This window comes from Vibrio nereis NBRC 15637 (assembly GCF_001591105.1).
Taxonomy (GTDB): Bacteria; Pseudomonadota; Gammaproteobacteria; order Enterobacterales; family Vibrionaceae; genus Vibrio; species Vibrio nereis.
Genome location: NZ_BCUD01000012.1, coordinates 92,628 through 116,263 on the forward strand (window position 1 = coordinate 92,628; position 23,636 = coordinate 116,263).

The window sequence follows — 23,636 nt, forward strand, 5'->3', positions numbered from 1 at the left end:
CAGATACCGCTCTTACTTACTGTGCTGTTGGAGATAATCTTGCAGCTGGCTGAAACTACGCACCTTGGCGTAATCACTTTCTGGAATACTGACGCCAGTACTTTTCTTAATTGACGCCAGCAGGTTGAGAAAGTCCATTGAGTCGAGATCGCACTCTTCACGCAAATCTTCATCTAAGTCGATATCAGTGATTTCGACTTCAGGCGCAATATGGGCTAGCGCTTCAGCTATGATTGAACTCATCTTTTCGTGATCCATTTTTTCGTTCATACCTTCGTTCATAGTAAGGCCTCCGGATGTTGCAGCTGTTTAGCGAGTGCATGCAGAAAACGCGCGCCGTTAATACCATCACTGACTCGATGATCAGCGGCGAGCGTCACGGTCATAACATCGCCAACCGTTATCGCATCTCCGTCGACCACGGGGACTTTTCGCAGTCGACCCAAGCCGATAATTGCGACTTGTGGTGGATAAATCACTCCAGTAATCATATCTGCGCCACGCTCACCGATACTGGTGACGGTAATGGTGCCTTGGCTTACCTCGGAGCTTTTAAGACGGCCGTGCCTGGCTCGCTCTGTTAAGTCGCGTAATGAGTCCATTGTTTGTGCAACGGTGAGCTGATTGGCATTAAGAATCGCAGGGGTGACCAAGCCACCTTCACGAAGGCTGATGGTGTTTGCGATGTTTATGTCTGCGCTAGGGGTAAAATGCCCATCTTGATAAAAGCCATTTAGCTGCGGGTGCTTGGCCAACTGCCGAGCAATTGCTGTTATTAATATGGCTGGCAGCAATAAGCGTTGTTCTGGCTCTCGCTGCTGGTTTTGTTCCACCAGCCAATTTTGCGCCTGAGTGAGGTTGATCTCTAAAGCAAGATAATAGTGGGGGATTTCTTGCTTTGAGCGCGTCATTGCATCACTGATCGCTTGGCGCATTGCAGACGTGGCAGAGGAGGATGGTGTGGCGGTTGATGTTGGAGTGGCCGACGCATTTGTTTTACTAGGCTCGACTGGCCTTGACGAGATTTGAGTCGTGAGATCGCGTAAGACGATGGTTCCATTGGGGCCGCTTCCAGTTAAGGTAGAGAGATCAACACCGGATTGATGTGCCTGTTTACGCGCGGCGGGTGAAGCATACAATCTGCTTTGTGACTTGCTTATCGCTTCGGTCGAGGAAGGAGCGGAACGTAAGTGTTTAGGCGGGATGTAAGGCGGCAACAGCGTGTCGTCTAGCTCCGGCTCTTGACGCTGTTCATTCGTCAGTGGAACGGTCTCTGAAGTCGCTTCTTCAATTGCGCTTTCACTGAGTGGACTATCGCTTTCCATCCTTGCCATGACACTGCCGACAGGCAGTTTAATTTCCGGCTCGACCAACAATTCTGAGATGGTACCGCTGTGGTAGGACTCCATCTCGATTGCCCCTTTACTGGTTTCAATCACCGCGATCGTATCGCCTTTTTCAATGTGATCACCGGGTTTGACTTGCCACTCAATTAAGGTGCCGTCACGCATATCTGCTCCTAAGGCGGGCATCGTGATATCAACCAATGAACGATTGTCTGTATGGTTATTCATCGCCTGATGCTCCTCCCTCTGATTGCCAATCCGGTAGCATCAATACGCGCTTGGCGGCCGCGATGATGTTGTCACACTGAGGGATTGCGGCTTGCTCTAAATGGTGCGCGTAAGGAATGGGTACTTCTTGGGTACAAACGCGTTCTATTGGCGCATCCAGTTGCCAAAAGGCGTTCTCCGTTATTATGGCGCTGACTTCTCCCGCTAAACTGCCGGTGTACCAGCCTTCATCAATAATCACCGCGCGGTGGGTTTTGTTGATGCTGCTAACAATGGTGGCTTTATCGAGCGGTCTGAGTGAGCGAAGGTCGACCACTTCGGCGTCAATGCTTTCGCCCTGTAATTGTTTCGCGGCCTGTAAGGCTTTGCCGAGGCTTCCGCCGTAGGTGATCAACGTGACGTCTTTACCTTCTTTGCGAACTAAGGCTTGGTCCATTGGCGCATCAGGCTTGTCGCTGACCAGACCTTCTTCGTTGAGCAGCATGACATGCTCAAAAATGAGCACAGGATCAGGGTCTACGATCGCTTGGCTGAGCATATATCTGGCGTCGTTATGTGTCGCAGGGCTTAATACTTTTAAACCCGGAACATGAGCGTAGAAGTTTTCCCAACTGTGAGAGTGTTGCGCTGCCAGTTGTTTTCCCGCGCCACACGCCATGCGGATGACGATAGGAACGTTGAATTGCCCGCCAGACATGTGTAACAGCGTCGCAGCGGTATTAATGATCTGATCCATGGCGAGCAAACTAAAATTCACTGTCATCACTTCGACAATTGGGTGCATGCCACCAAGAGCCGCCCCAACGCCAACACCGACAAAACCCGATTCGCACAGAGGGGTATCAATAATTCGCTCGGAACCAAACTGCTCAAGTAACCCTTTGCTGATGGCGTAGCAGCCACCATATCGTCCGACATCTTCGCCCATCAGAAAGGCGCGTGGATCACTGTTTAGCACATCGTTAATGCCGGCGCGCAAGGCTCCTCGGTAGGTTAATGTTGCTGGGGTTTGGCTTGAAGGGACGGGGGCTGGGGGAGGCTGGCTTTCGGGGCTATGAACAAAACGCGTGAGTTGCTCTTCGGGTTCCAATTCACCACTTTCAGCAAAGGCGACGGCGTCACGAATTTCTTGCGCGATTTTGTCTTCAATGACAGACAGCTCTTTATCCTGAAAGTGGCTGTTTTTACGTAGCCATTGGATCAATTGTTTTACCGGCCCTTTTTCTTCCCAGAGTGATACTTCGCTTTTATCGCGATAAAGTTGGGTATCAAAACTGGAGTGCCCACGAAAGCGATACGTTTGGCATTCAATGAAGTAAGGCTTTTGCTGCTCTCGAATGTAGTCGACGGCTTCCGATGCGGCAGCTTCCACGTCAACGACATTCATGCCATCGACTTGTGTTGCCTCTATGGCGTAGCTGCGGGCTTTTTGGGCGATATTGGTTTCGGATTCAGAAAGCGCGAGTGCGGTTCCCATGGCATAGCGATTATTTTCACAGACAAAGAGGACGGGAAGCTGCCACAAAGCGGCTAAATTTAGGCTTTCATGAAATTCGCCTTCTGCAACGGCCCCTTCGCCAAAAAAGCACACTGCAATCGCATCTCGCTGCATTTTTGTGTTCGCCATCGCTAACCCCGTGGCTAACGGTAGTCCACCGCCCACAATGGCATTGCCGCCATAAAAACGCAGATTTTTGTCAAACAGGTGCATCGAGCCACCGCGACCATGACTGCATCCGTTTGTGCGACCATACATTTCTGCCAATATACTTTCCATACTAAGCCCGCGAGCGAGCGCGTGACCATGTTCTCGATAAGTGGCGACGATTTGGTCGTCTTGGCTTAACGTCGCCATAACGCCTGTGGCAATCGCTTCTTCACCAATATAGAGATGAAGAAAGCCACGAATTTTCTCCATGGCATAGAGTTCGGCACATTTTTCTTCAAAGCGACGGATGCGAAGCATTTGCTCTAACTGTTCGAGCAAGTGTTGACGGTTGATATGGAGTCTCTTATTCATTGTTCATCGCTCTCCAATGTTGAAATGTCGCCTTCTGGCAACCCAAGCTCTCGCGCTTTAAGTAAACGGCGCATGATTTTGCCACTGCGTGTTTTGGGCAGATTGTTTCGAAACAGAATGGCTTTGGGGGCAACTGCAGCGCCGAGCCTTTTTCGCGCTAAGCCGAGTAGCGCTTGCTGAAGATCGTCATCGGGGGTGATGCCGGGTTTGAGTGCGACAAAGGCTTTGACTATCTGCCCTGCGACCGGGTCAGGGACACCGATAACACCCGCTTCGGCAACGGCAGGGTGTTCCATCAATACACTTTCTACCTCGAATGGGCCGATTAAGTGGCCGGAAGATTTGATCAAGTCGTCTTTACGACCCACAAACCAGAAATAGCCGTCTTCATCTTTCATCGCGAGATCACCGCTCAGATACCACCCGTCGTGAAAGCACGATTGGTATTTGGCTTCTTGATTTAGGTAGCCCCTGAACATGGACTCCCAACCGCTTTTTAGCGCGAGTTCGCCAACTCGCATGGGTTGAGTTTCTAGCTTGAATTCACCAGTGCTAGAGGCATTAACGATGGCGGCTTCTATCCCAGGGAGAGGTTTCCCCATGGAGCCAGGCTTGATCGGTTGGCTCGGAAAGTTAGCGATCATGATGCCACCCGTTTCGGTTTGCCACCAATTGTCATGAAAAGGCATACCGAGTGTATTTTCTCCCCATTCTACCGCTTCTGGGTTCAGTGGCTCGCCGACACTGGCCATAAAACGTAAGCCGGAAAGATCGAACTGCTTGGGTAACTCGCTGCCTGTCTTCATCAACATACGAATCGCGGTCGGTGCGGTGTACCAAACGGTGACATGCTGGTTTTGCAGAATTTGGTACCATCGCTCGGCATCAAACTCTGCTTCATCCACAATCATGGTCACACCTAAACAAAGTGGGGCAATGATGCCGTATGTTGTGCCAGTCACCCAGCCTGGATCCGCGGTACACCAATAAATGTCGTTGGGTTTTAGGTCTAGTGCGTAGAAGGCTGATCGAATGTGATGCTTAATGGCATTGTGGACGTGAATGACACCTTTGGGCTTACCCGTAGTGCCGCTAGTGAAATGCAGTAAAGCCATGTCTTCTGGCTGCGTGGCTTTACTTAGGCGATTGGGGTCGGCCTTTGCCATAAGAGTACTGTAATCGTAGCAACCGGGCTCGTTGTCAGGGTTGCCATCAATGAGTAAGACGGCTTTGAGGTGAGGTAAATCGCGCCACCAGCTTTTCAATTTTTTACGATAGAGACTTCGAGTGGTGACAACCACATTGGCATTGCCTATTTCCATACGCGAGCGGATGGGCTCTGGACCAAATGCAGAAAACAGAGGGGTAAAGACACAACCTGCTTTGAGTGTTCCGAGGGCGGCGATATAAAGCTCTGGTCGCCGGCCAGCCAGCGTGAAGACTCTGCTGCCTTGTGGTAAATCCAGTTGAGATAGCACATCGGCAAAACGGCTGGTTTGCTGGCTGAGTTCTTGATAGCTGTAATCGACAATCTGATCATCTTTGCTGATCCAACGTAATGCCAACTTGTGCTGAATAGAATCGTCAACATGCCCATCTAATGCTTCATAACCAATATTGAGCGCCCCGTCAGCTAGCCCTTTAATACTCGGAGGGGAGAGTGGTGCATCGGTTTTAAGGTTAGCGTTATCAGCGAGATCTTGGTGAAAGAGTGTTTTAAACATATATGGCATCCTGCACAAAAGTGAACCTTGTCCAGAGAGAAAGTAGACGTGATAAAAGTATGGTTTATCAGCGACGCTTTTCCACCGTGATATTAAGAATTTGCTAATGTTCGAGTGACAGTTATGCTCCAACGCCGCTGAAACTGCCTTTTGTTTCAGCGTTTGCACTGATGCCGATATTCAACACAAAGATGCTTTATTTAGGGCGCGTCTGGAAGTGAGGGCCACCGTCATCAACATGCTCGGGTTGGGCACGGTTGTTTTCTCGCCGTTGCTTTTTATGCATCGCTTCAATCAGTTGACGGTCCAATTCAGCGAAATATAGGTCTTCTTCCGCTTTGCCTTTTAAGCGCAGTTTTTCTGTAAAGTCCATTTGAAACCGCCTTTCTTTGCCGTGCTTTGTTACTAAAAGTATAGATGAAGGTGCGCGGTTGATTGGATTACTGAGCGTAACCGTTTAAGGAAAACCACAGTCGTCTATTAGCAGTGTAGACACCGATTATCTTGTGGTGTCATGAGCTAAATCGGGTTCACCACAATGATGGAGGATGTGGACTCTGGCTTGATCGCGCAAAGTAATCGCTGCTTGCCAGTTATTTCCGTTGGGATAAAGAGGTTTACCAACGGTAATGCTGATATCACCTCTGCGCGGAAACAGTGAGCTTCCTCTGAGTTTCGAACGGGTTCCACGCAGCGTGATGGGGACAATAGGCACACCGGAATTCGCTGCCGCGATAAAAGCGCCCATATGAAATTGATGCAACCCCGCCATTCGATATAACGTGCCTTCTGGAAAGACAACAATTGGCTGACAGTCTTTAACGTCTTCAGACAGCTTTTTGGCATCCACAACACTTTTCTCTACGTCGAAACGCTCTACAAACTGAGTGCCAAGTCGACTTAAAAAAATGCGTGCGAATGGATTTTTTAGTAGCTCACTTTTGGCAACAAAACGACACGGTAAACCTGTTGCCGCGACCAATACCAAACCATCTAAGTAGCTGCAATGATTCGCCACCAAAATGCAGGGGGTGTTGTGGTTAGGTAAATTTTCTAGCCCTTCGATAGAACACTTTGTACCAGTAAGACGCATCAACGCACGGGCGCCAAGTTGCGTGATCTTCCAGCACCAGTCTTTATGATTGACTGCCGCAACAAGAAGCCAAGTAACGGGTGCCAGTAATCCCATTACTAGCCAAGCATAGGCGGCATAGCCGATATCGAAAACAGTGCGGGTATATTTACGTAATTGCGGCACGATGCCAGCGGCAGCAAGGCGTATGGCTTGGAGCCAGACAGCGCTTTGCCCTTTATTGAGCAATCCCTGTTCATACAGCTCTTTGCAGGCACTGCGGCGAATTTTTCCGCTCGATGTTTTTGGTATGGTATGAGGAGGCGCTATCACAATGTCGTCGGCAGGGCTGTCTAATAAATGCAAAGCAAGAGCGGCGATTTGCTTTTTTAACTGGCTGATTTCTTCCTGACTGGTTTCGCGGCTCTCAGCCAAAACAATCAGCTTTTCGGTGCCTGAACGACGGTCGTGACAGCCGAATACGGCAACACAGCCTTTGCGTATCCCTGATACATTGGCAACCGCTTGCTCTAACTCGTGAGGGTAAATATTACGACCCGCTTTGATAATGATGTCTTTGCTGCGTCCGGTGAGAAAGAGTTCTCCATCGAGAGTAAAAGCGCGGTCGCCCGTCACCAACCAGTCGTCGTGATAGAGTGTGCGAGTTTTGTCTGGGTTACGATAATACCCCTGTGTCGAAGATGGCCCCTTAAACTCAAGGGCGCCTTCCTCACCTTCGGGTAACTCTTTGCCTAATTCATCGACAATACGAATCTGATGGCCCGGGAGCGGATGCCCAAGACCGACCACAGCAATAGCATTCTTTCCATCATGCCGAGTGGTAACCGCACGGCCAAAGTGGCTTAACGCTTCTCGTTCGACATACTCGACACGCGGCTTTCTTACTTTGAGCGGAAAGGTCAGCCCAACGGAGGATTCGGCTAAACCATAAACGGGCGACATAGTTTCTGGCTTAAAGCCATATTTTCCATACCGCTCTGTAAAGTTTTTAATCGACTGCGGGCTCACGGGTTCTGCGCCATTCCATGACAGTCGCCAACTGCTCAGATCCAACCCCTCTAAGTCAGTTTCCTTTACTCGGCTCACACAGAGTTCATAAGCAAAGTTAGGAGCAGGCGAGAGCGTGCCTCGGTAGCGATGAATGGCCCATAACCACCGCTCCGGTTTGGTTAAAAACAGTATAGGTGACATGATCACCAAAGGGATTGCGTGGTACAGGCTGCCAAGCCACGCGCCAATTAAGCCCATATCATGATAGACAGGCAACCAGCTGACAAAAACATCATCAGAGCTGGCACCAACGACCTTTCCCATCGCTCGAATGTTAGCCAGCAAGTTCGCGTGTGTGAGTGTTACTCCTTTGGGCACGCCAGTACTGCCAGAGGTGTATTGAATAAAGGCAATGTCGCTGGTTTTAGCCTGACCGACATCGAACGCGTTTGCAGAGCCAGTCAGATCCACGGCAGTGACGACAGACTCGATCGATGGAACCTGCAATTGCAACAAGTGAGCAAGGGATTTGGCTTCAGGAACCGTGATGAGCATTTTGGCTTGTGCGTTGTTCAGAATACTGGCGTGGCGTTTTAAGTGGTCTTCAATTTGTTGGATTCTAGCTGGTGGATAAATCGGTACCGGAATCGCCCTAGCATAAAGTATCCCAAAAAAGCTGTAGAAGTAGTCATCACTGGTTGGCAGCATAATCGCCACACAATCCCCAGCTTCTATTCCTGCTTTGACTAGCCCAGCCGAGACTTCAAGTGCTTTGTCTCTCAGTAGTTGGTAACTGATTTCCACCACATCATCCGCATCCTGATAAACGTAAAGGTGAGGTCGGGTGGGATGATTCTCCACATGCCAGTCAAGCAGTGCTTGCAGTGTATCTACGTCGGTCGGTTGCTTTTTTACGCTGCTTAACTGAAGTGGTTGAGTGGCCGTATTTGATAATCGAGCTTGTTCTGAAGGCGCGGCTTGTAATACTGCGTTGACAATATCTTGAGGGGTTTGGATGCGAGAGAGCGTGTGTTCTGGTAGTGAGACGTTAAAACGATTTTCGACTCTGGTTAACAGCTCTGCTCGCGTCAGGCTGTCATAGTTGAGGTCATGGTCCAGGTCGCTGTCTAAGCTCAGAGAGTTTGATGATAGGGCTTCAGCATCTAATTCAAGAGAGAGGTCTCTAACGATCTGAAGAACCTTGTGTGCGACGTCCGCTGAATCTCTATGTGTCTTGTTATCATCATTATCAGACATGCTACGCTTCCTGCTATTTATAAGGGGGATTCCGCTATCAAACACGTACTTTTCTTTAAAGCGTAGTCCAGGAACGCTTTAATGATGAAAAGCGAGCGCGTAACTCGTTGCAAAGATTCACTTAATATGGAAATAGGCACGTTTTGAGCCTTTGTTGGCAGAACACCTCGTTTGCATTTTGATGTTGTGAGTTGCGATACGGTAAAACTAGTAACCAATCACTCAATTGATTTGAATTTATTGCACAGAAATTTAAACTGACTTCTATACTTATCCAAGTAGTTGAATTACTAAATATTAATTTCTAGATTCTCAGTCAAAGTGAGCAAGGGAGCGGCTTATGGGGACAATGCACAAGGTTGTGCTAGGGTGCGCGTTAGCGTTAACGACCACATTTTCGTACGCAAAGGTTATCGAAACCTCGGTGTTGGTTGGATTTGGAGAGGCAAAATACAAACCGGGTTTTACCCATTTTGATTATGTAAATCCGAATGCGCCTAAGTACGGAACGGTGACCTACGGCCAAGTAGGCACATACGATAACTTTAATCGTTTTGCTTCGCGTGGTGTCGCTGCTGCTCAAAGTGGTGAGCTTTATGACACGTTAATGTACTCTCCAAGTGATGAAATTGATGCGTACTATCCCTTAATTGCCGAGAAAGTCCGATATTCTGACGACTACACATGGCTAGAGCTCGATATTAACCCCAAGGCCCGGTTCCATGATGGCCAGCCGATCACCGCGCACGATGTTGCTTTTACCTTTGATAAGTTTATGGCAGAGGGGGTACCGCAATACCGTGTTTATTACCAAGATATTAAGTCAGTTACCGCGAAAGATAAGCTGACCGTGCGTATTGAAATGGCGAAACCGAATCGCGAAAAGCTGTTCAGTTTTGCCCAGTCTGCGCGTGTTTTGCCGGAACACTTCTGGAAAGATAAAAGTCTCGCTGAGCCATTGGCGACGCCTCCGGTGGGCAGCAGTGCTTACCAAATCAGTGATTACAAGTCAGGTCAGAGTGTGACTTACGAGTTGGTGTCAGACTACTGGGCGAAAGAGCTGCCCGTTAATGTCGGGCGCCATAACTTTCAGAAAATCAGATACGACTACTATCGCGATGACACTGTGATGCTGGAAGCATTTAAAGCGGGCGAGTTTGATTTTCGTATGGAAAGCTCCGCTAAGTTTTGGGCTAATTCCTACACAGGTGTAAACTTTGATCAGGGCTTCATCATCAAGGAAGAAATTCCACACCAGAAACCAGAAAACATGCAAGCCTTTGTGTTTAATACCCAAAGTGAAGTGTTCAAAGATCCCAAAGTTCGAGAAGCACTGACTTATGCGATGGACTTTGAATGGATGAACAAGAACATGTTCTACGACCAATACACGCGAACCCGAAGCTACTTTCAAAATACCGAATATGAGGCGAAAGGGCTGCCAACCGAGCAAGAACTCGCCATTCTGAATCCATTCAAAAAAGACATTCCTTCGCGTGTATTTACAGAGGAGTACCAGCCACCGGTCAGTGACGGTTCTGGACGTATTCGTGCCCAAATGCGCACCGCATTCAAATTGCTTAAGGAAGCAGGTTGGAAACTCAAAGATAAGGTGATGACTAACGTGGCGACAGGGGAGCCAATGAGTTTTGAGTTCCTGATCTATAGCCCAACCACAGAGCGCATTGCTATTCCTGTGCAAAAGAACCTCAGCCTAATGGGGATCGAAATGAAAATTCGCACAGTCGATACCACTCAATACATTAAGCGCCTTCGCGATCGAGACTTCGATATGCTTTCGTCGCCTTACAGTGCCAATGCGTATCCAAGCCCCAATTTAATGATTGTATGGAACTCTAACTTTATTGATTCCACCTACAATACTGCTGGGGTGAAAGATCCCGTGGTTGACCACCTCACAGCAGAGATTGCGAAGAATCAGGAAAACCCGGACGCGTTACTCTATCTTGGTCGCGCTTTGGATCGCGTACTGCAATGGAACTTTTATGTCATTCCCCAGTGGCATTTAAGTAAATATCGAGTCGCGATGTGGGATAAGTTTGAGCGTCCGGAGACGATGCCAAAATATGATCTTGGTATAGATACATGGTGGATTTCAAAGCAAAAAGCGCAGAAACTTCCTGAGAAACGCCGATAAATACAGTGCTGGGAGTAATCGCTCTCCGGTTTGAGGTAAGGGATCACGGCTAGCAAGAGGGACTCATGGCTGCCTATATTTTTCGTCGACTACTTTTGGTGATCCCCACACTGTGGGCAATTATTACCATTAACTTTTTCATTATCCAGATAGCGCCGGGCGGCCCTGTTGAACAAGCCATTGCACAAATGGAAGGGCACGCTTCGGGTATTATGGAGCGCTTTGCTGGTGGCGGAAGTGAAGTTGACTTAGGGGCAACGGAAGAGACTGATGTGTCGGGTTATAAAGGCTCTCGTGGGCTTGACCCTGAAGTTGTCGAAGCGATCAAAAAGCAGTTTGGTTTTGATAAACCGCTGCTTGAACGCTATTGGGATATGTTGAAAAACTACGCCACCTTCGACTTTGGTAATAGTCTGTTTAAAGGTGGCAATGTGATTGACCTGATCATTGAACGGCTGCCAGTGTCTATTTCGTTGGGTTTATGGAGCACGTTGATCATCTATTTGATCTCTATTCCACTCGGCATTCTCAAGGCCATTCACCACGGCTCTCGTTTTGATATCTGGTCAAGTGCGGTCGTGATTGTTGGCTATGCGATTCCAGGCTTTTTGTTCGCCATTATTCTGATTATTCTTTTTGCCAGCGGAAACTACTTTAGCTGGTTCCCTTTGCGCGGGCTTGTTTCTTCGAACTTTGAACAGCTCAACTGGTATCAACAAATCATCGATTATTTCTGGCACTTAACTCTGCCAATTTTTGCGATGGTGATTGGTGGGTTTGCCACCCTCAGTATGCTGACGAAAAACTCGTTTCTTGATGAGATAAATAAGCAATATGTGGTGACAGCGAGAGCGAAAGGCCTTGATGAGCGCAATATTCTCTATAAACACGTCTTTCGCAACGCGATGCTGATTATTATTGCGGGTTTTCCGGCTGCATTTATCAGTATCTTTTTCACCGGCTCCATGCTGATCGAAGTGATGTTTTCATTAGAAGGTATTGGTTTACTTGGCTTTGAATCCACTATCCAGCGCGATTACCCAGTGGTGTTCAGTTCCCTTTATATTATGACGCTACTGGGTTTGATACTCAGCATCATCTCTGATCTGACCTACACCTGGGTGGATCCAAGAATCGATTTTGAGGCTCGCTAATGTTGACGAAAAAAAGACGTAATCCGTTAAACGAAGCGCGTTGGTTACGATTCAAGGAGAATCGACGCGGCTATTGGTCGCTGTGGATCTTTATGGTGTTGTTCGTCATGAGCTTGTTTGCCGAGTTAATCGCTAACGATAAGCCGTTACTGGTGGAATACAATAATCAATGGTATTACCCCATCGCTGAGCAGTACGCTGAAACCGAGTTTGGCGGCGAGTTCGAGACAGAAGCAGATTACACTGACCCTTATGTGATTGATTTGATTGAAGAGCAGGGTTACATCATTTGGCCGGTAATTCCGTTCAGCTACGACACGATCAATTTTGATATTCAAGGCTCGGTGCCGTCTGCGCCGGATGATGTTAACTGGCTCGGGACCGATGACAAAGGGCGAGATGTACTGGCGCGCATCATTTATGGCTTTCGTATCTCGGTGCTCTTTGGTTTTGTGCTGACCATAGTGTCCAGCATAATCGGTGTTGCTGTTGGTGCCACGCAAGGCTACTACGGTGGTTGGCTGGATTTGTTTGGACAGCGATTTATCGAAGTGTGGTCTGGCATGCCGACGCTGTTCTTGCTGATCATTTTGTCGAGTTTTGTCGAGCCCAACTTTTGGTGGCTACTGGGGATCATGGTGGCATTTAGCTGGATGAGCTTAGTAGGGATCGTGCGGGCCGAGTTCTTGCGTTGCCGTAATTTTGATTACGTAAGGGCGGCCCATGCGATGGGCGTCAGTGATAAGCGAATTATGCTTAGACACATGCTGCCTAACGCCATGGTCGCGTCGTTAACTATGATGCCGTTTATCCTGTCTGGCTCGGTGACAACGTTAACCTCTTTAGACTTTTTGGGCTTCGGATTACCGGCGGGATCGCCGTCTCTCGGTGAACTGTTGGCACAAGGTAAAGCTAATCTGCAGGCGCCGTGGTTAGGCTTTTCAGCATTTTTTGTTTTATCGCTGATGCTGACTCTATTGGTGTTTGTTGGCGAAGCTGTACGCGATGCCTTTGACCCTCACCAACAAGGAAAGTAACGATGAGTAAACCTATATTGACTATTGAAGGACTGTCGGTTGGATTCGGCCGCAGCGATGAAATAGAGCAGGTGACTCACCAAGTATCTCTCTCCGTAAAAAAAGGTGAAACACTCGCCTTAGTTGGGGAAAGTGGGTCAGGGAAGTCGGTCACTGCTAATTCGATCCTCAAGCTCTTGCCCAAAGGGTCTTCTCACTATATGGAAGGGCATATTGATTTTGATGGAACAGATATTTTAAGCTGTTCCGAGCGCAAGCTGCGTGGCATTCGTGGTGGGCGAGTGGGGATGATCTTTCAGGAGCCGATGGTTTCACTAAATCCACTGCATAAAGTGGGTAAACAGCTGGTGGAGACATTATCAATCCACCGTGGCGTTCGTCAGGGCAAAGCGGAAAAAATAGCGATTGAATGGCTGGGAAAAGTGGGAATTCGTCACCCAGAAGTCAAACTCAATGCTTACCCGCATGAATTGTCTGGCGGCGAGCGTCAAAGGGTAATGATTGCGATGGCGCTGATTAACAACCCAGAATTACTGATTGCCGATGAACCGACTACCGCGCTAGATGTGTCGGTTCAGGCGCAGATCCTTGACTTGCTTAAAGATCTGCAAAAAGAGCTGGGTATGGCGATGTTATTTATTACACATGATTTAAGTATTGTCAGACGAATTGCCGACAGAGTCGCAGTTATGCAAGAAGGCAAGCTCGTAGAGGAAGGCGAGTGCCATGCGCTCTTTACTCAGCCAAAACATCCTTACACGCAGTTACTGATCAACTCCGATCCACGGGGAAAACCTGTTCCGCTGCCTAACGCTCAGTCCACCATACTCGATGTAAACCATTTGCGCGTTTGGTTTCCGATTACGGGTGGCTTATTTAAACGTGTTATTTCCCATATCAAAGCAGTAACGGATATGGCGTTTTCTTTGCGCAAAGGGCAATCGATAGGGTTAGTTGGAGAAAGTGGCTCAGGTAAATCAACGACCGGAATGGCCATTTTAAAATTGGTGAAATCGGAAGGGTCGATCAATTATTCAGGCAATGAATTACAGGGGTTAGACCGACACCAAATGCTGCCTTATCGCAGCAAAATGCAGGTCGTGTTTCAAGATCCGTTCTCAGCTCTCAACCCGCGAATGTCTGTCGCTCAGGTGATCGGTGAGGGGTTACGCGTCCACCAAGAGCTGAGCGAAGATGAAATGGATAAACTGATCATTGAGGTGATGGAAGAAGTGGACCTTGATCCAGAATCACGCCATCGTTATCCCAACGAGTTTTCCGGTGGGCAACGGCAACGGATTGCGATTGCACGTGCACTTATTCTAAAGCCAGAGTTCATATTGCTTGATGAGCCAACCTCTTCGCTAGACAGAACCGTGCAGGCTCAAGTGCTCGACTTACTTAAGTCTTTACAAAGCAAGTATGGGTTAAGCTATCTGTTTATTAGCCATGATTTAAATGTGGTTAAGTCGTTGTGTCATTACACCATCGTGATGAAGCAAGGGCAGATTGTAGAGCAAGGCAGCACAGAGCATCTCTTTACCCAACCTCAACACCCTTACACCAAAGAGCTGGTTTCTTTATCCTCTTTTTAATGCTCGAGGCCTTACGCTGCATCTACGCATGGCCCTAGCTATTGGGAGTTTATTTGATTTTTTAAAATCCTATTGCGGAATTTATTTTTGATAGTAGTATGGCAGTTTAGATGGCTAAACGTCTATTAAAAATAATAAGGAACCAAGAATGAAAGGATTAAGAAAAGTCGGTCAGTGGGCAATTGCAGCGTCAATCGTGGTGGGCTTAACGGCTTGTGGTCAACAAGATGAGTCAGAAATCAAAGTGGGCGCGACGGTCGGTCCACACGCGCAGGTTGTAGAAGCTGTGGCGAAAGAGGCGGCTAAGCAAGGGCTGAATGTCAAAGTAGTTGAGTTCTCAGATTACATTACTCCCAATGCGGCTTTGGAAGATGGCAGTATCGATCTCAATAGTTACCAGCACCAACCGTTTTTAGATAACTACAATAATAACCAAGGGGCGAATTTAGTCTCAATTGGTGATTCGATCCTTATGCGTATGGGGGTTTATTCAAATAAATATCGCTCGATTGGAGAACTGCCAGAAAAAGCGCGCATCGCAATCCCAAACGATCCTACCAACGGTGGACGCGGCCTATTGCTATTTGCTGAAGCAAAACTGATTACGCTAAGAGAAGGGGCAGGGTTTAAAGCGACTCTGAATGACGTAGTAAGTAACCCTAAGCAGTTTGAGTTTGTTGAAGTTGATGCTGCACAGCTGCCACGTACTCTGGATGACGTAGATGCCGCCGCGATTACTATGAACTACGTGATGTCCGCCGGGCTGGATCCGAAGAAGCAAGGTATTTATCTAGAAGCAAAAGATGCACCTTTGGCAGTGATGGTCATCGCCAGTCGTGAGCAGGATAAAGGTAACGAAGACTATAAAAAGTTTGTCGAAATCTATCAGTCACAGGCCATTCGCGAGTATATGCAAACAGCATTTAATGGCACGATTGAACCTGCGTTTTAACCGATAAGACTGATCAATCGTTAATTAGATTGGTATAAAACGACTTTTATTAAAAGCGGCCCTGAGATGGGCCGTTTATGTATGTGCGGATTAATGACTAAATCAGGGTGTAGTGGCTGGCACTGGCGATGGATAGTGGTTTTGAAAACCAATAGCCCTGTAAGTAGGACGCACCCATATCAGTAAACACCTTCTGCATGTTGGGATCTTCAATGCCCTCAATCACAATGTCGACATCGTAGGTTTTACATAGTTGGACAACAAAAGACAGGTATTCAAATGTGGCTGGATTGTTCAATGAACGCAGAGCGATAGAGCGGTCAATTTTAATTTGCTGAAGCGGTAAATCGAAAAAGCTATTTAATGAGCTGTAACCTGCACCAAAGTCATCGAGAGCAAGCTGGAAACCGTATTTTTTAAGTCGATTAAGCTGCTCTACGGCGTTTCTATTTCCGTCTAGTATGAGCGTTTCGGTGAGCTCTAGAACAATGTTTTGCGTGTCAACGTTGTACTGTTCGGCGAGTGCTTTTACGGTATTTGGGAACTTAGGGTTAAGTAATTGAATCACAGACACGTTCACGTTGATACGCACTTGATTTCCATGTGTGTCTTGATAGCGATGGAGGAACTCACAGGCTTTCTTAAATACGAGATAGCCTAAATCGACGATCATCCCTTTCTGCTCTGCCACAGAGATAAACTCATCTGGGTAAATATCACCAAACTCTGCCGATTTCCAACGGACCAGAGCTTCAAAACTTGCGATTTTATTTTGTTTGGCACAGACAATCGGCTGATATTTAACAGAGAGTATTTCTTGTTTGATGGCATTGCCAAGTTGACGCTCGATATAAAAATGGCGTTCTACTTTCGCTTTGGTTGAGCCGCCGTAAAGACTCACTCGGTGATCATCGTGTTGGCTGGCAAACTGGCTGGTTTTGAACGCGATGTTTAGTGCTTCTTCAGTACCTGTTTGCAGAGGAAAGTTGGGGTAAATTCCGATTGAGATTTCGGTACCATAAAGGGAGTCATTGGCTTTGACGGATTCATAGTAGTGCTTGGATATTTGCTCGCCTAAATGAAGCAAGGCCTCTTTGGTGTTCTCTCCTTGCAGCAAAATTGCGAAATCATCTGAACGGATTCGATAGAGTTCAAGTGAGTAGTACGAGAGCCTATCGACAGCGACCTGAAGGTGGCTGAAAACGTCGTTAATAATGTCGGAGCCGTAAAGGGATAAATAGGAACGAATGTTTGCAACTTGGATATAGAGGAGGCTATTGAGTGGTTCTTCAGGAGGCGTGTTTTCTAAGTCTAACGTGAGTTTCTGTTCATTGGCTGCTGTTGCTAGGCGGTGTCCGTAGACTTCTTTCAACTTTTTGTCTGAGATGTCTTTGTGGCAGCCGATCATGATTTTTTGATTATTGACCGTTTTGATGACCGCTGTGCCTTGAATCCATACATACTGGTCATATTTATTTCTGACTCGATACTGGGTCGAAAACTTTTCTCCATCATGTCGGATGTGATTGTCCACTTCGTCTTGGAGCCGTTCTCTGTCTAAGGGATGCACTATTTCCAGCCAGGCCTGCAATGTAGAAGAGCCAGACAGCCTGCCAAATTGTTCGTAAAAAGTGGAAGAGTAAAAACGAATATGTCCGGCTTCTGACATATAAAACAAACCGTCATTGAGCACATCAACAATATGCCTGACGTTTTTGTCCATCAATTCGTCGAGATCGGCCTCTGTCAGAACAAATGATGTCTGCTCTGTGTCCTGCTGGTCTACCATGAGATAGTCAGAACGATGGCTGTCTTTCGGATAGGGGACAATGTTATTTAGAAACTGTGACATAATCTTTGGCGTACCTACAACAAACTTCAGGCCGATTTTCTTCAGTGACCGCTCGAATAGGCGGTGCCTAGATGTTCTTTATGTTACTTGCAACTGATGCAATATCGTGTCGGTTTTTAGACGTAACATACCGCTATTCGATCAACTAAACGAAAATACACACTATTGATCAATTGTGTTTCATTTTTATTGTGAGCCATGTCGTTAAACTTATGTAAATCTACAATGAAGAATCCGTCAGAGATGTTATTGCATATGCCGGCTCTGCAAGCAGCTATTGCCGAAGTTTAGTTTATTTCTGTTAGCAGAGAGATTAGACTCAGCACGCAAATGACAATTAAATTTTAAGAGAATGGTATGAGCGAAGAGTACGACCAAGGTGAAGAGATTGAGATCGAAGCAATCGGTATTGAAGTGTCGTCGCAACCTATTGAACTATATAAAGTGTTTAAGATTGCTAACTTAGTTGGCGGAGGGGGCGAAGCAAAACACATTATCTCTGAAGGTTATGTCGCGGTTAATGGTGAACTCGAAACACGCAAACGCAGAAAGATGTATGACGGTGACTTTTTTGAGTTTAACCAAGAGTATTACGTTGTAGTGTGTGATGCGCCAGTGACAGAGCCGGAGCCAAAACCAAAACAGCCTGTCTCTCAGCCACAAAAAGCCAAAACTGCGCAAGGCTCAGCTAAAAAAGGCCAAAAAGCAGGGACGACGAATAAGAATAAATCGGCTGACAAGAATGTTAAATCTCAACCAGAGAAGAAGCAGGACAAAAAACAGAATGGTCGTTCATCTATCGACTTCTTCTAACCTACTTTGCCATTGGCTTAGCACACAATCATAAAACGGTGTTAAGCAGCATTTTGAATACCTGTATCAATACCTAAAAGCGCGGTTTCTAATCAGAAGCCGCGCTTTTTGTTTGTCTCCTGTTTTCACTTTTCGACAACTGACTGCCTATGGATCTGATATTTTCAGCTAGCAGAGGGCTTTTTACTGTACATATCCACCTTGTTTGCTGGTTTGTTAGGCAGTTAACACTAAAATTTAAAATTGAATAGTGACAATAATAGAAATCTAAATGATAATGCTTTCCATTTGATAGGCATAAGGATTAATACAATGAAATTGAAGGCAGTTGCGCTAGCGTTGGCAATGCTCACATTCGGGGCGAACGCGAAAGTGGTTGAAGTCGAACATATGCAAGGTAAGACAAAGCTTGAATCAAACCCAGAGCGCGTTGTCGTGATCGGACTAGGCCCACTGGATACGGTAAAAGCATTTGGTGTAGAGCCTGTTGCTGTTTCTACAGTTAGCATGTTCCCTGATTACTTAGAGCAGTACCGCAAAGGCGATTTTGTTTCAGCAGGTAGTCTATCTGAACCTAATTTTGAAACGATTTACACGCAAAAACCTGATTTGATCATTGTAGGTCCTCGAGCGGCTGCTAAATACGAAGAACTGTCTGAAATTGCACCTACGATTGTGTACGCCTTAGATTCAAGCAAAGGCTACTGGGAAACCACTCAAGAGCAGTGGCGTATTCTAGGTGAAGTTTTTGAAAAGCAAGATTTTGTTGAGCAGAAGATCGCTAAGCTTGACGGTGCATTCAAAGAGATCCGCGATTACAACCAAAGCAAAAATATTGATGCACTGACCGTAATGAGTGCAGGTGGCAATGTCACTACATTTGGACCTAACTCTCGTTTTGGTTCTGTCTACAAAGACTTTGGATTTACAGAAACGGCTAATGAAGTGAAAGACGGCGGTAACCACGGTGATTTGGTGTCTTATGAATTTATTCGTGAGAAAAACCCTTCAACTCTGCTGATTGTGGATAAAGACATCCTGATCAACAAAGGTAAAGGCAGTACAGTTAAGCGTGACTTTGAAAATGATCTTGTAAAGGCAACGAACGCGTACAAGAACAACAAAATGGCTTACTTAGACATTAATGCTTGGTATCTGTCGATTGGTGGTATGCGTGCCACTGAGCAGATGATTGACGATGTTAAGTCCACTACCAGTTTGAACTAATCCCCGGTTTGTATGAATCAAAGAGCCTCGAGCCGCCGCGCTTGAGGCTTTTTATTTCAAGAGGTTCGTTTTGAAGAAGTTATCGTGGACGCTATTCATACTCAGCGTAGTGTCTTTGTTTGTAGGAATAGGGCAGCTAAGCGTTGCGGAGTTACTTAATGGTAACCGCGATAGTTGGGATCTGCTCTTTACTAGTCGCATCCCCCGTTTAGCTGCTGTTTTATTGGCTGGCGCTGGTCTTAGTATCGCTGGCCTTATCATGCAGCAGATCAGCCAAAACAAGTTTGCATCGCCTTCCACGTCAGGCACCATCGAGTGTGCCATGTTTGGATATGTCCTAAGCTTGATTTTTTTTAATGGGCAGCAACTTTGGCTTATTTTTGCCGTATCTATGCTAGGCACACTGCTGTTTGTCCAGTTCATTAATCGTATCCAGTTTAAGAACGCCATCTTTGTGCCTTTGGTTGGTATTATTTTTGGCAACGTCGTCAACTCCATGGCGACATTTGTTGCTTACAAATACGATGTGTTGCAAAACCTCTCAAGTTGGACGATCGCGAACTTCGCTAATTTGCTCCAAGGTGACTACGAGTTGCTCTATATTGCGTTGCCATTCGCAGTGTGCAGCTATCTGTATGCCACGAGGATCTCTGCTGTTGGCTTAGGTAAAGACTTTGCTGTCAACCTTGGCTTGAACTATCAGCAAGTGCTGATTATAGGCGTCTTGCTTGTGTCTGTGATGTCTGCCTCTGTCGTGATGATTGTAGGTATGCTGCCATTCCTTGGACTGATCGTACCGAACTTAGTTAGCCGCTTTTACGGTGACAATTTACGACGAAATATCCCGATCACGGCAGTGTTGGGTGCGCTCATTGTATTGTGTTGTGATTTGGCTGGGCGCCTGATTATCTTCCCGTATGAGATCCCAATTTCTACCATCATCAGCATGCTAGGTGGCAGTGTGTTTATCTTCTTTATTCTTAAGGGTGAACGCAGTGCACGATAGATCTAAATTACTTTTGCTAATCGTTTGTGGGCTTCTTTTTAGTGGCTTGTTCATTGCCATTGGGCTAAATGCAGATAATTACCAATATTTCTTGTCTCGTCGCGTACCGAAAGTTCTAGCGATTGTTATAGCGGGGATTGCTATTGGGCAATCTGCTTTGGCTTTCCAAACCATTACCCATAACCGGATCTTAACGCCTAGCATTATGGGGTTCGATTCCCTTTATATGTTTACGAAGGTGCTGACGGTGGTGATCTTTGGTGGCCTAAGCAGCATCGCGATGAACACTTACTTTAACTTTGCGGTTTCAGTGACCGCAATGTTGGGGTTCTCGGCTTTGTTGTTCAGCTTCTATTTCCGAGGTGAGCGACAAAACCTTATGGTGCTTTTGCTTCTTGGTGTCATTTTAGGCCAGCTGTTTGGTAGTGTTTCGTCTTTCTTTGTCATGTTGATGGATCCCAGCGATTTTGCCAGCGTTCAGGCAAACATGTTCGCGAGCTTTAACAATATAGACGTAGACTTGGTCTACATGAGTACGCCTTTGCTCCTTATCGTCTCTTGGTTATTGTACCGAAAACATCGAGTGTTAGACGTACTGTGGTTAGACAAAGACAACGCGACCAGTTTGGGAGTGGATGTAAAGAAGATCACACTGCAAGTGCTGATGCTTTCTGCGGTATTGATCTCCATCTCGACCGCATTAATCGGCCCCATTATGTTCTTTGGATTATTGGTCACCAACTTAACGCGAGAGCTGTTCAGTAGTTATCAGCACAAAGTGTTGCTACTGGGTGTTTCGTCACTTTCTGTTGCTTCGTTGCTGAGTGGCCAGTGGATCATAGAAAACCTGTTTGGGTTCTCGACCACGCTGAGCGTAGTGATTAACTTCATTGGCGGTCTGTATTTCTTAACCATGTTACTGCGCAATAAGATTGTTTAGGGTAGATATGATTACATTAAAAAGCCTCAAAAAAGTATTTGGTCATTCTGCGGTGGTGGATAACGCCAGCGCGGAATTTGAGAACGGCAAAGTCACATCCATTATTGGACCAAATGGTGCGGGAAAAAGTACCCTGCTTTCTATGGTGAGTCGATTGGTCAGCAGAGACAGTGGTGAAGTTTATATTGACTGCAAAGAGCTGTCGGAATGGGACACCAAAGATCTGGCTAAGCGACTGGCGGTATTAAGGCAGGCCAACAGTATCACCATGCGTTTCACAGTGCGTGAGATGGTCTCTTTTGGTCGCTTTCCGTATTCTCAGGGCAAATTAACCGATGAAGACGCCAAGATCATCGACATGTCGATTGATTACCTCGATCTTACTGATATCCAAGATAAGTACTTAGATGAGTTAAGTGGTGGTCAGCGCCAGTTGTCCTTCATTGCAATGGTGATGGCGCAAGATACCGATTATGTATTTTTGGATGAACCGTTAAACAACTTAGACATTAAACACTCGTTACAAATTATGCGTAATGTTGGCCGTCTCGCGCACGAGATGAAAAAAGCGGTTGTGGTTGTGATCCACGATATTAACTTTGCGGCGTGCTATTCAGATAAGATTATTGCGCTCAAGAAAGGCAAAGTAGTCGCACAAGGCAGTGTAGAAGAGGTGATTCAAGCAGATGTCCTTGAAAGCATCTACGAAACCCCATTTAACATTATTGAAGTTGATGGCAAACGTATGTGTACCTATTACTAACGTTTGTGATTGAACTGCTAAAGCCCGTGGCTCTCACGGGCTTTTTTATTTGAGTAACTCTTCAATGATTGGGCATTGATTGCTTTCATCTCCGGGACAAGACGAAATCCAACTGTTCAGCTGCTTTTCGATTTCTTTTAATTCCCGGATCTTGTTCTCGACTTCTTTCAGTTTCTCTCGCGTCTTTTCTTTGACTTCGCGACTCTTTCGGTTTGGGTTGTGCGCGAGCTCGACAAACTCTTTACATTCCACCAATGAAAATCCTGCATTTTTAGCGCGAGAAATCATGTTGAGTTCGTGAATGTGTAAATCACGATACTCTCGGTAACCAGATTCACTGCGGCTTGGCGGCGTGATTAACTTTTTGTCTTCGTAAAGGCGAATTGACTTACTCGATAGGCCGGTAATTTTTGCTACTTCACCAATGTTCATACTTTACCTTTGACTGCGTTTCGCATTTGAGTCTCTACTACACTCGTTTTTTACTACTTTTGTAGGCGGAACGCCAAAGGTTTTTTTAAAGGCGATAGTAAAGTTCGCTGGGTGACTATAACCTGCCTCATAAGCGGCCTCTGTGATTGTTGTTAATCCTTTTTCAAGGCTAAGCTTGGCGTTCCTCAATCGTCTTTGACGAATGTAGCTGTTGATTGTGATCCCCACTTGTTGGCGAAAGAGTCGCTGCAAATTGGAACCGCTCATTGAGAAATGTGACGCGATAGTATCAATGTTTAACGTATCGCTAAGGTGAAGTTCAATGTAATTGAGGACATCTTCAATTCGGCTTTGAGCGATGACAGATGTCTCGTTTGTCGCGTTTTTCTCGGTGCACGAGCTCGCGTGTGAAATAATCTCGGTCAGTATTTGCAGTGCTGTGGCCTCGACCTGCAATTGGGTCTTAAAGTCTCGCGGTTGATCCATACCAATAATCTGTAAGGTCAGATCGTTAAGTGATTGCGAGACGGGAATCTTCAAATAGCTAAGGTGCTGCGAGGCAAAAGGTAGGGTGGTTTCTTGGCTACCCAAGCGAGATAGCAACCAATTGGAATGGAATAACAGGTTTATTTTAAGTAGTCGGTTATTCTTTTCTATACTGCGGTGAAAGCTCGAGGCTTGAGTTAAATTTACTAGGACAGCTTCCGCTTGTCTGTTCCCATCAAGCTGAAATTCTATGTCGTCATAGCCAAATGTGAGGCGGCCCTCTAACACAATCGTTACGATCATTGCCGCGGAAGTGGATGAAACCACATGCGAGTCAACAAGTTCAGTACTTAAGCCACCATAAACAGCAAAGCTTTTTTCTACTTCATAGTTAATGAGTTTGCCTTCGACGATAGGGATGTCATTAAAACGGCTATGGCTCATTATGATGTGCTTATCTTGATCTGATACCGTTTGAGTTAATACCACCTTCGGTACTCTGAATTGTGATGAACCATACTCCATCTGGTGATTCCTCATAGTCGATAAGCATTTTTGCATAA

19 protein-coding genes are annotated in these 23,636 nt (G+C 46.4%); 10 read left to right on the forward strand and 9 right to left on the reverse strand.

Features of this window, described 5'->3' with window-relative positions:
• Window positions 1–12: 12 nt before the first annotated feature.
• From VNE01S_RS13400 to VNE01S_RS13425, 6 genes are all read right to left on the reverse strand, one after another.
• Window positions 13–243 (reverse strand): acyl carrier protein, encoded by a 231-nt coding sequence (locus tag VNE01S_RS13400; RefSeq protein ID WP_245649899.1) that lies wholly within the window; start codon window positions 241–243, stop codon window positions 13–15.
• A gap of 35 nt (window positions 244–278) precedes the next feature.
• Window positions 279–1,574, reverse strand: coding sequence for a dihydrolipoamide acetyltransferase family protein (locus VNE01S_RS13405; protein ID WP_053394587.1), 1,296 nt, complete (start codon window positions 1,572–1,574; stop codon window positions 279–281).
• Window positions 1,567–3,594 carry a pyruvate dehydrogenase (acetyl-transferring) E1 component subunit alpha gene (gene pdhA / locus VNE01S_RS18920; protein ID WP_082331647.1) on the reverse strand — a complete coding sequence of 676 codons (2,028 nt, stop codon included), beginning with the start codon at window positions 3,592–3,594 and terminating at the stop codon, window positions 1,567–1,569. The genes VNE01S_RS13405 and pdhA overlap by 8 nt, the downstream gene beginning before the upstream one ends.
• Window positions 3,591–5,318 (reverse strand): acetate--CoA ligase, encoded by a 1,728-nt coding sequence (gene acsA / locus VNE01S_RS13420; RefSeq protein WP_053394588.1) that lies wholly within the window; start codon window positions 5,316–5,318, stop codon window positions 3,591–3,593. The genes pdhA and acsA overlap by 4 nt, the downstream gene beginning before the upstream one ends.
• A gap of 196 nt (window positions 5,319–5,514) precedes the next feature.
• Window positions 5,515–5,691, reverse strand: a complete 177-nt coding sequence (locus VNE01S_RS19475; RefSeq protein ID WP_169773941.1) for a hypothetical protein — start codon at window positions 5,689–5,691, stop codon at window positions 5,515–5,517.
• 126 nt (window positions 5,692–5,817) lie between these two features.
• Window positions 5,818–8,658 (reverse strand): AMP-binding protein, encoded by a 2,841-nt coding sequence (locus tag VNE01S_RS13425; protein WP_053394589.1) that lies wholly within the window; start codon window positions 8,656–8,658, stop codon window positions 5,818–5,820.
• A gap of 349 nt (window positions 8,659–9,007) precedes the next feature.
• Here VNE01S_RS13425 and VNE01S_RS13430 point away from each other — a divergent pair, with 349 nt between their 5' ends.
• The 5 genes from VNE01S_RS13430 to VNE01S_RS13450 all read left to right on the forward strand — a co-directional run bounded on the left by VNE01S_RS13430 (window position 9,008) and on the right by VNE01S_RS13450 (window position 15,554).
• The gene (locus tag VNE01S_RS13430; RefSeq protein ID WP_373278566.1) at window positions 9,008–10,816 is read left to right on the forward strand and encodes an extracellular solute-binding protein; all 1,809 of its coding nucleotides are present in this window, start codon (window positions 9,008–9,010) and stop codon (window positions 10,814–10,816) included.
• 65 nt (window positions 10,817–10,881) lie between these two features.
• Window positions 10,882–11,970: a microcin C ABC transporter permease YejB gene (locus VNE01S_RS13435; RefSeq protein WP_053394591.1), complete on the forward strand. Its 1,089-nt coding sequence runs from the start codon at window positions 10,882–10,884 to the stop codon at window positions 11,968–11,970.
• Window positions 11,970–13,007 (forward strand): ABC transporter permease, encoded by a 1,038-nt coding sequence (locus VNE01S_RS13440; protein ID WP_053394592.1) that lies wholly within the window; start codon window positions 11,970–11,972, stop codon window positions 13,005–13,007. Before VNE01S_RS13435 ends, VNE01S_RS13440 begins: the two co-directional genes overlap by 1 nt.
• 2 nt (window positions 13,008–13,009) lie before the next feature.
• Window positions 13,010–14,602 (forward strand): ABC transporter ATP-binding protein, encoded by a 1,593-nt coding sequence (locus VNE01S_RS13445; protein ID WP_053394593.1) that lies wholly within the window; start codon window positions 13,010–13,012, stop codon window positions 14,600–14,602.
• A 148-nt stretch (window positions 14,603–14,750) separates the two neighbouring features.
• Window positions 14,751–15,554 carry a MetQ/NlpA family ABC transporter substrate-binding protein gene (locus VNE01S_RS13450; RefSeq protein WP_053394594.1) on the forward strand — a complete coding sequence of 268 codons (804 nt, stop codon included), beginning with the start codon at window positions 14,751–14,753 and terminating at the stop codon, window positions 15,552–15,554.
• Between the two features lie 97 nt (window positions 15,555–15,651).
• Here VNE01S_RS13450 and VNE01S_RS13455 read toward each other — a convergent pair whose 3' ends face one another.
• A complete protein-coding gene (locus VNE01S_RS13455; RefSeq protein ID WP_053394595.1) occupies window positions 15,652–17,406 on the reverse strand; it encodes an EAL domain-containing protein in 1,755 nt (584 codons plus the stop codon).
• Between the two features lie 357 nt (window positions 17,407–17,763).
• Between VNE01S_RS13455 and VNE01S_RS13460 the strand changes: the two genes are divergently transcribed.
• The 5 genes from VNE01S_RS13460 (at window position 17,764) to vctC (ending at window position 22,155) form a co-directional block, all read left to right on the forward strand.
• The gene (locus VNE01S_RS13460) at window positions 17,764–18,219 is read left to right on the forward strand and encodes an RNA-binding S4 domain-containing protein (protein ID WP_053394596.1); all 456 of its coding nucleotides are present in this window, start codon (window positions 17,764–17,766) and stop codon (window positions 18,217–18,219) included.
• Between the two features lie 312 nt (window positions 18,220–18,531).
• Window positions 18,532–19,446, forward strand: a complete 915-nt coding sequence (locus tag VNE01S_RS13465) for a siderophore ABC transporter substrate-binding protein (protein WP_053394597.1) — start codon at window positions 18,532–18,534, stop codon at window positions 19,444–19,446.
• A gap of 70 nt (window positions 19,447–19,516) precedes the next feature.
• A complete protein-coding gene (gene vctD, locus VNE01S_RS13470) occupies window positions 19,517–20,452 on the forward strand; it encodes an iron chelate uptake ABC transporter permease subunit VctD (protein WP_053394598.1) in 936 nt (311 codons plus the stop codon).
• Entirely contained in the window at window positions 20,442–21,392 is a 951-nt protein-coding gene (vctG, locus tag VNE01S_RS13475; protein ID WP_053394599.1) for an iron chelate uptake ABC transporter permease subunit VctG, read from the forward strand. Before vctD ends, vctG begins: the two co-directional genes overlap by 11 nt.
• 7 nt (window positions 21,393–21,399) lie before the next feature.
• Window positions 21,400–22,155 carry an iron chelate ABC transporter ATP-binding protein VctC gene (gene vctC / locus VNE01S_RS13480; protein WP_053394600.1) on the forward strand — a complete coding sequence of 252 codons (756 nt, stop codon included), beginning with the start codon at window positions 21,400–21,402 and terminating at the stop codon, window positions 22,153–22,155.
• 45 nt (window positions 22,156–22,200) lie between these two features.
• Here vctC and cueR read toward each other — a convergent pair whose 3' ends face one another.
• Window positions 22,201–22,587: a Cu(I)-responsive transcriptional regulator gene (gene cueR, locus VNE01S_RS13485; protein WP_053394601.1), complete on the reverse strand. Its 387-nt coding sequence runs from the start codon at window positions 22,585–22,587 to the stop codon at window positions 22,201–22,203.
• Between the two features lie 3 nt (window positions 22,588–22,590).
• Window positions 22,591–23,598: a helix-turn-helix transcriptional regulator gene (locus VNE01S_RS13490; protein WP_053394602.1), complete on the reverse strand. Its 1,008-nt coding sequence runs from the start codon at window positions 23,596–23,598 to the stop codon at window positions 22,591–22,593.
• Window positions 23,599–23,636: the final 38 nt, after the last annotated feature.

What these genes read in the sequence shown, in the direction of transcription:
- VNE01S_RS13490 (WP_053394602.1), bottom strand. Translation starts at nt 23,598, where the DNA reads ATGGAGTATGGTTCATCACAATTCAGAGTACCGAAGGTGGTATTAACT.
- VNE01S_RS13465 (WP_053394597.1), top strand. Translation starts at nt 18,532, where the DNA reads ATGAAATTGAAGGCAGTTGCGCTAGCGTTGGCAATGCTCACATTCGGG.
- VNE01S_RS13460 (WP_053394596.1), top strand. Translation starts at nt 17,764, where the DNA reads ATGAGCGAAGAGTACGACCAAGGTGAAGAGATTGAGATCGAAGCAATC.
- VNE01S_RS13440 (WP_053394592.1), top strand. Translation starts at nt 11,970, where the DNA reads ATGTTGACGAAAAAAAGACGTAATCCGTTAAACGAAGCGCGTTGGTTA.
- VNE01S_RS13450 (WP_053394594.1), top strand. Translation starts at nt 14,751, where the DNA reads ATGAAAGGATTAAGAAAAGTCGGTCAGTGGGCAATTGCAGCGTCAATC.
- cueR (WP_053394601.1), bottom strand. Translation starts at nt 22,587, where the DNA reads ATGAACATTGGTGAAGTAGCAAAAATTACCGGCCTATCGAGTAAGTCA.
- VNE01S_RS13445 (WP_053394593.1), top strand. Translation starts at nt 13,010, where the DNA reads ATGAGTAAACCTATATTGACTATTGAAGGACTGTCGGTTGGATTCGGC.
- vctC (WP_053394600.1), top strand. Translation starts at nt 21,400, where the DNA reads ATGATTACATTAAAAAGCCTCAAAAAAGTATTTGGTCATTCTGCGGTG.
- acsA (WP_053394588.1), bottom strand. Translation starts at nt 5,318, where the DNA reads ATGTTTAAAACACTCTTTCACCAAGATCTCGCTGATAACGCTAACCTT.
- VNE01S_RS13455 (WP_053394595.1), bottom strand. Translation starts at nt 17,406, where the DNA reads ATGTCACAGTTTCTAAATAACATTGTCCCCTATCCGAAAGACAGCCAT.
- VNE01S_RS13430 (WP_373278566.1), top strand. Translation starts at nt 9,008, where the DNA reads ATGCACAAGGTTGTGCTAGGGTGCGCGTTAGCGTTAACGACCACATTT.
- VNE01S_RS13400 (WP_245649899.1), bottom strand. Translation starts at nt 243, where the DNA reads ATGAGTTCAATCATAGCTGAAGCGCTAGCCCATATTGCGCCTGAAGTC.
- pdhA (WP_082331647.1), bottom strand. Translation starts at nt 3,594, where the DNA reads ATGAATAAGAGACTCCATATCAACCGTCAACACTTGCTCGAACAGTTA.
- VNE01S_RS13405 (WP_053394587.1), bottom strand. Translation starts at nt 1,574, where the DNA reads ATGAATAACCATACAGACAATCGTTCATTGGTTGATATCACGATGCCC.
- VNE01S_RS19475 (WP_169773941.1), bottom strand. Translation starts at nt 5,691, where the DNA reads ATGGACTTTACAGAAAAACTGCGCTTAAAAGGCAAAGCGGAAGAAGAC.
- VNE01S_RS13435 (WP_053394591.1), top strand. Translation starts at nt 10,882, where the DNA reads ATGGCTGCCTATATTTTTCGTCGACTACTTTTGGTGATCCCCACACTG.
- VNE01S_RS13425 (WP_053394589.1), bottom strand. Translation starts at nt 8,658, where the DNA reads ATGTCTGATAATGATGATAACAAGACACATAGAGATTCAGCGGACGTC.